This window comes from Armatimonadota bacterium (assembly GCA_020354555.1).
Lineage (GTDB): Bacteria > Armatimonadota > Hebobacteria.
Window position 1 is genome coordinate 3,285,805 of sequence record CP070648.1, and the last position, 7,505, is coordinate 3,293,309.

5 protein-coding genes are annotated in these 7,505 nt (G+C 66.8%); 4 read left to right on the plus strand and 1 reads right to left on the minus strand.

All coding sequences use genetic code 11. The annotated features are described in order from the left end of the window. The 4 genes from metG to JSV65_13460 all read left to right on the plus strand — a co-directional run. The coding region (metG, locus tag JSV65_13445) for a methionine--tRNA ligase (GenBank protein ID UCH33560.1) at positions 1–1,396 on the plus strand (1,396 nt) is incomplete at its 5' end. Next, positions 1,377–2,927, plus strand: coding sequence for a single-stranded DNA-binding protein (locus JSV65_13450; GenBank protein ID UCH33561.1), 1,551 nt, complete (start codon positions 1,377–1,379; stop codon positions 2,925–2,927). The genes metG and JSV65_13450, both read left to right, overlap by 20 nt. A gap of 262 nt (positions 2,928–3,189) precedes the next feature. After that, complete coding sequence (locus JSV65_13455; GenBank protein UCH33562.1) at positions 3,190–4,374, plus strand: right-handed parallel beta-helix repeat-containing protein; 1,185 nt, start codon at positions 3,190–3,192, stop codon at positions 4,372–4,374. A gap of 102 nt (positions 4,375–4,476) precedes the next feature. Continuing rightward, on the plus strand, positions 4,477–5,151 hold the full coding sequence (locus tag JSV65_13460) for a hypothetical protein (GenBank protein UCH33563.1): 675 nt from the start codon (positions 4,477–4,479) through the stop codon (positions 5,149–5,151). 98 nt (positions 5,152–5,249) lie between these two features. Here JSV65_13460 and JSV65_13465 read toward each other — a convergent pair whose 3' ends face one another. Then, positions 5,250–7,190 carry a hypothetical protein gene (locus JSV65_13465; GenBank protein UCH33564.1) on the minus strand — a complete coding sequence of 647 codons (1,941 nt, stop codon included), beginning with the start codon at positions 7,188–7,190 and terminating at the stop codon, positions 5,250–5,252. Between the last annotated feature and the right edge of the window lie 315 nt (positions 7,191–7,505).

Sequence of the window (7,505 nt, forward strand, 5' to 3'; positions counted from 1 at the left end):
CACCGGCACCGAAACCGACAACCACACCCGCGTCACCCAAGACATCTTCCTGCGCCTGCTCGAGCGCGGGCATCTCCTGCGCCAGCACATGGACGCGTTCTTCTGTCAGGGCTGCCGGCGCTTTCTCCCCGACCGCTACGTCCAGGGCGTCTGCCAGCGCTGCAACGCGGAAACCCTGCGCGGCGACCAGTGCGAGGCCTGCGGCACCCCTCTCGACACCGCGGATCTGGCGGATCCCCGCTGTCGCCTGTGCGGCGGCGAGGCCGAGACCCGCAGCACCGAGCACTTCTTCCTCGACCTGTCCCAGTTCGAGCAGCCGCTGCGCGAGTGGGTCGGCAAGCAGGAGCACTGGCGCGCGAACGTCCGCAATTTCACCGCCAACCTGCTCGACCAGGGACTGCGCCCCCGGCCGATAACGCGTGACCTCGAATGGGGTATCTCCGTGCCGGTCGAAGGCTTCGAATCCAAGCGCATCTACGTCTGGTTTGAGGCCGTCATCGGCTACCTCTCGGCGAGCAAGGAGTGGGCCGCGGGGCACGGCGATGCCGAAGCGTGGCGCGAGTTCTGGTCGCCCCCGGCGCGCGCGTACTACTTCATCGGCAAGGACAACATCCCGTTCCACACCATCATCTGGCCGGCGATGCTGATGGGCTACGATGCGGACCTGATCCTGCCCTACGACGTGCCCGCCAACGAATACCTGACCCTGGAGCGCCGCGCCTTGTCCACCAGCCGCAACTGGGCGATCTGGGCGCCGGATTTCCTGTCGCGCTACGACCCCGATCCGCTGCGCTACCTGCTGTCCGTGAACATGCCCGAGTCGGGCGACACCGACTTCTCGTGGGCCGAGTTCGTGCGCCGCAACAACGACGAGTTGCTGGCGAACTACGGCAACTTCGTCCATCGCGTACTCACCATGACGGTGCGCAACTTCGACGGCAAAGCGCCGCAGGCGGGCGACCGCGGAGATGCCGAGCGCGAGATCCTGGCCGCGGCCAACGAGACCTTCCGCGGGCTCACCGATGACCTCGAGGCCTGCCACTTCCGCGCCGCGATCGGGAAAGCGATGGAACTCGCCCGCGCCGCCAACCGCTATCTCGATCACCGCGCGCCGTGGAAGCAGATCAAGGACGATCGCGCGGGCGCGGCGACGACCCTCAATGCGTCGCTTCAGATCATCTCCGCCCTGGGCACGATGCTCTACCCGTTCTTGCCGTTCTCGTCGCTCCAGGTGCACAGGATGCTGGGCGAAGAGGGACAATTGGGTATAGACGACTGGGAGCTGCGGGCGGTGCCCGCGGATCGTCCGCTGGGCGAGCCGCAGCACCTCTTCAAGCGGCTCGACGAGAGCGTGATCGAGGAGGAATTACAGCGCCTTGAGCAGCACAGCGCCTGACGGAAAGACCGAGCAGGAGATCGCCGACGATCTCGACCTGCTGCTGGGGGTATTGCCGGCGCGGCTGCGCGAGCGGCTCGCCGACGAGTCGAACCTCTCACAGTTGCTCGAGGTCGTGCTCGACATCGGGCGCGCTCCGGAAGCGCGTTTCCCGGAGCAGGTGCTCGCGCTGTCGAGCGAGCCTGTGACGCACGAGGACTTGGACTACGTCGTCGGGCACGTCGGCGAGTTCACCGGCGACAACCGCGCCGGCATCGAGCGCACCCTGCATCGCATCTCCGCCATCCTCAACCGCCACCGCAAGGTCGTCGGCCTCACCTGTCGCGTCGGCCGCGCCGTGTACGGCACGATCGACATGATCCGCGACATCGTCGAGACCGGCAAGAGCATCCTCCTGCTCGGCAAGCCGGGGATCGGCAAGACGACCAAGCTGCGCGAAGTCGCGCGCGTCCTCGCCGACGAGTTCGGCAAGCGCGTCATCGTCGTGGACACGTCGAATGAGATTGCGGGCGACGGCGACATCCCTCACCCCGGCATCGGCAGCGCGCGGCGCATGCAGGTCCCGCGCCCCGACCTCCAGCACGCGGTCATGATCGAGGCGGTCGAGAACCACATGCCCGAGGTCGTCGTCATTGACGAGATCGGCACCGAGGCCGAGGCGATGGCCGCCCGCACCATCGCCGAGCGTGGCGTCCAGCTCATCGCCACCGCTCACGGCACGACCCTCGACAACTTGCTCATGAACCCGACTCTGTCCGACCTCGTCGGCGGCATCCACGCTGTCACCCTGTCGGACGAGGAGGCCCACCGCCGCGGCACCCAGAAAACCGTCCTCGAACGCCGCGCGCCGCCGACCTTCGACATCGTCGTCGAGATCGTGCACTTCGACGAGCTCGCGATCCATCACGACGTCGCGGAAACGGTTGACCGTTACCTGCGCCAGGAGCCGCTCAAGCCGGAGATCCGCCAGCGGCTGCCCAGCGGCAAGGTCGAGCGGGTGCTGCCGGAGCGCGAGCCGAAGGTGCGCGAGCCGCGCGCCGAGTACGCGGACTACGCGCGCATGCGCCCCGTCGCGCCCGACGGCGCGCTCGCGATCTTCCCCTACGGCGTCAACAAGGGCAAGCTCGAGCGCGCCATTCGCGACCTCGGGCTGCAAGCGCGCATGGTCAACACCATGGACGAGGCCGACGCGGTCGTCATGCTCAAGGCGCAGGAGCGCCGCGCGCCGCACATCGCCCAGGAGGCGGCGAGCGCGGGCAAGCACTTGCAGGTGCTGCGCTCTAATACCCAGCATCAGATCATGGTCGCCCTGCGCGAGATCGCGCACACCTCCGGCTGGGGGCCGGAACAGGTCGCCTTGCGCGAGGCCCAGCAAGCCGTCGACCAGGTCCTGATGACCTCGGAGCCGGTCGAACTCAGCCCGCGCGACTCGTATCTGCGCCGGCTTCAGCACGACCTCGCGAATCAGTATCACCTCCGCTCCGAGAGCATCGACGTCGAACCCCGCCGCCGCGTCAAGATATCGAAGTAGGCGGGAGCCCGCCGCACAGGGACTCACCCGGTTCTCCCGGGCGTCGTCTGAGGCTCGATCCGGTTGGAACCATCGTCGGGGCGGGACTGCGGAGGCTGTTGCACAACAAGCTGGCCCGCGCTTCATGGCGCCGAGACTGTCATTCAGAGCGCCGCGGCGAGCGTGGGCGAGGCGCGAAGCGAAGAATCTCGCTCCCGTTGAGGCAATTGTGCGACAACCTCTCTCCCCGCCCGCGCTTCAACTGCAAGCGAGGCCGCTCCACATGAAAGCATGTCTGCCCGAACGTCCGGAAGGTCGCCGCACGTATCTGTTGTATTACTCCTCCATCCTCGCACTTGCGGTGCTGGCAATGGCGGCTTCTGGCTCACAATCGGAGGCCAGCCTCGCCCCGGCGACCGTCGTCGTCGCGACGCTGGATTCGTCGGAGCAATCGAAGACGCTGGCCCACTTCGTCGGCGACGGCGAGGGCGACCAGGAGGAGATCAACGCCGGGATTCAGGCCCTTCCCGAAGCCGGCGGCACCGTGCTCCTGATGGAAGGCACGTACGACATCAGGAGAATCGAAGGCACGCTCGGCGGCGTCATCATAGACCGCAGCAACGTCGTCCTCGCCGGGCAGGGCGCGAGCACCAAGCTCGTCCAGGCGCCGAATCAGGACACGAACGTCATCCGCATCATCGGCTCGGGCGTCGGGCACATCACGATCCGCGATCTGTACGTTGATGCGAATCGCGACGAGAACTCGGCAGGCACGGGCGACCCGAACATCTCCCACGATCGGTTCGAGTTCTGCGGCATCAAGGCGTTCTTCCGCGCGCCGCGCGCGGCGGTGAGCGGCGAGCCGAATCACGACATCACGATCCGCGACTGCCACGTCCGCGACGCGCATACGCTCGGCATCATGCTCGAAGGTCCGAATATGCGCGTCATCAACAACGTCCTCGGCAACGCGAACTCCGATTCGGTCGAAATCCTCACCGGCCCCGGCGAGATTCGCGGCAATCACGTCGAGATCACCGGCCGGACCCATGTGGCGATCGGCACCGACCGCGCGAACGACATCATCATGGCACACAACATCGTCCGCGTCCGCGAGGGCGGCGATCTCGACATCGCGTTCCGATCCTGGGCCGAGTCGCGTGGGCACGTCATCGCGGGCAACGTGGTGACGGTGGACGCGGGCGGGAGATGCGGCCTCGCGATGGACATCCGGGGCGAGGACGCGGCGGTTACCGGCAACAGCGTTTACACCTCAAATCCCGACGAGCGCGTGCGGGTCAAGATCTCGGCCGGCAACGCCGTCGTCACCGGCAACGTCTTCCACAACGTCGTCGTCGAGGTCAACGATCAGACCGAGGCGCAGAAACCCATCATCATCCGGGACAACATCATGGACAACTCCGCAGTCGAGCACGTGAAGGGCAACCTAACGACGCCGGGGCAGTAGGGACAACTCCTTCTCCCAACTGGGTCGTCCTCGCAACCGCCGTCTCGAACGCGAAAGGTAGCTGCCCCCCAGCAGTCGCCGGGCGCTGGAAAGGGGGAGACAATGGACGCGCAGGACGGCGAACGCGTATCTCGCGCTGAAGTGATATTCGTGGCAGGCCTGCTGGCGATCGCGGTCCTCGCCTGGGTCGCACTCATCCTCTATCAGCAGGGCATCTGGTTCGCACCCGCCACGGCGAGCATTGTTTATCGCGTGCTCTGGACTATCCTCTGGCTGCCGGGCATTGCGCTGTCGGGCATCCTGCTCGTCCGCCGGAGGCGCGTGACATTCGGTATCGGCCTGGTGTTCCAGGTCACCGCCGTCGGGATCTACTGGTGGTCAACAGCGCACCTGACCCTGTCCGGAACGCTCGCACTCGCGGGCCTGAGCCTGCCCCTTCTTGCGCGCCCGCCAGGCGAGACGTTGCGCGCGAAGTGCGCCGTCGTGTGTGTCATCGCAGTTGCGCTGGCTCTTGCGTGCTTCGACTCCGATTGGACGGTTTTCCCCGTGCTTGCGGTCCCGTTGTGCATACTGTATGCGTGCGCCATCTGGCCGCAAGCAGCTCAGGCTTTCGAGGAAGTGCTGCACCGCGAAGAGGAGACAAAGAAGCGATCTAGGGCCTACCGGTGGCTTCACCGGATCCTCATCGCGCTGGCCATCCTCTGTGGGTTAACCATCCTGTTCGTCGGCGTCCTCGCCGGGGTGGCCTTATTGGCCGTAAGAGGCCTGGGCAGGTAGCCCGGCACCTCGGGTCTCCGCGCGCGGGCTCCGACGCTCGACCTGGGGTGCACGTGTTAGCGACTGGCGCGAGCGCGGGCGGAAGGCCCAACCGGCTCTCACCAATTCACGGGATACACGCTCATGTCCACGAACGCGCCGAGCAGGGTGTAGAAGGCGCCGTTGGTCAGGTCGCCGAGAATCAGCCCGAGGAAGAACGGCAGCGACCGCCGGTACAGCCGCATCCCGCCGAACCGCAGCACCGCCCCCTTGACCAGCCACGCGATGAAGAACGGCATCGGCTGTAATCCCCAGGGGAATGTGTTCGCCATCGCATACCCAACGGGATGCAGCGGGAACCAGGGCAGACGCGCCCGCGCGAACGCGAGCAGGCACGTCACCCCCGCGCCGACGCCGTCGAACATCGTCGCCATGAAGTGCGGCCGCTGAGTGGATGTCAGCTGCGACTGAAGCTTGACGAACGGCTGCTGCCCCATGATCGTCCGCCACGCATCCGTCTTCGCCTCCGCGCCCAGGGTGTACCACACCACCAGCCCGCTCCAGAACGCGACCGCTATCGCGAGCACGATGGCAACGATCATCGCCCACACCAACTGCCGCAGCGAAATCCCCGCCGCTGTCGCCATGCGGAAGCCGTCGAGCTGATGCGGCATGGACGCGCAGCGCATGTCGAACGTCGTCACCGACCGCAGGTACGCCATCACAGTCAGATCAACCGGCCTGAGCACCCCCACGCCGAGCGTCTCGGTGACGAGCATGTTCGGATCCACTTCGGGCCCGAACAGCCACGCGTTGCCGGCCTCGGCCCGGATGCGCGTCGCGGCGATCAGGTACAGGAACACGAGGGCGAAGACAATCCCCGCGATCAGCGGGTTCATCCCGGCCGCCCAGCACATCCCGACGAGCGCCGCCGCTGACGCGACCAGCCCGAACACCGCCCAGCGGTACGGCAGCGGCTCGCGCTCCTCCGCGCCGACCGGGCCGCGCAGCCCGAGCGCCCGCCGCACCACTTCCCGCAAATACCGCCGGCTCATCCACAGCGAGACCAGCGCGAGCGCGATGAACGCCCCCGCGCCCTGGTTCTGCAGATACGGCGGCCCCGATGCGAGCGACGCCTCGGGCGGCCGCCACCCCTGCGCCGCGCAGAATATGACCTGCGCCTTTGTCAGCAGAAAGAAGAACCAGTAGCTGAAGCTCACCTCCAGCGAGAGCAGGTACGCGATGCCCACCATGAAGGGATAAAACGATATCGGCGTGTCGCCGATGGCGTTCCATGGGAAGCTCGGAAACCAGCGCGCGGCGTTGATCGGGCGCACCTGGATGCCCGGCACGGTCGGGATGTTGAGGTGCAAGTTGTTGACCGTGCCGATGCCGAACGCGATGGCGAATCCGCCCCACATCAGCTTGTTCTTGAGCAGCCGCCCGCGCGACTCCGTCAGCTCCAGGGGCAGCACCGCCGTCGGAAACGTCAGCCGCTCGTGGTCAACCCACGGCCGGCGCAGGATCGCGGTGATGCACAGCGTGGCGGTGGTGAAGGCAACCAGGAACCCTCCCCACACTAGGAACGGCGTCAGCCACACCTTCACCGGCACCGGCGCGCCGCCGACGTAGAACGCGTCGAGCGCCGCCGTATCGCGCGGGGCAAACCAGGTTGGGATCCACTGGTGGAACTGCGCCCACTGGTTCTCGGGCGTGGCGTAATGGAAAGCTGCCGCGAGCGTGGGTACCAGGAAGTGGATGCCGCCGCTGGAGGCGAGCACGGTGGACACGGTCATCATCACGTACGCCGTGATGAGTTCACCCTGCGACAGCGCCAGGTTGGGCAGCACCGCCCGGATCGCCAAGTTGACGACGACAATCCCGACCAGCGCGCCGAACCCGCCCACGGGAATCGACGTGTTGGCCAGCGCGGTGTGCCCGCGCATGCCGCCCATGACCAACTCGGCGTGGTGAATCCATACCGTGACCAGGGCGCTGCCGACCAGCCCGATGATTACGGCGCGCCAGGTCAGCGGCTTTGGGCGGTCATCTCTCGCCACGTGCGGTCAGTCCTCTGCTGCAATGGCACGCAGGGGTCCGGCGGCGCAAGACGCCTCAGCCCATTGTCCCCTTCGATGCCTGCGGCGGAATTCACGGCCCCGTCGTGCCGGCAAGGGCCGCAAACTCCTGAGCGTCTTCTCCGGCGGCGAGGTCGTTCCCTGCGCGGGCTCCGAGGCGCCGCCGCAGCACGCCGGAAGAGGTGCGTTCGCACGGGAGTCGAATCCACAACGGCGTTCCGGCAAGCGCGGCGCTTGCCGCAATCCAGCAAGGGAGAATGAGATGGCAGGAAGTACGATTCGCGCTCTGGCCTGGTC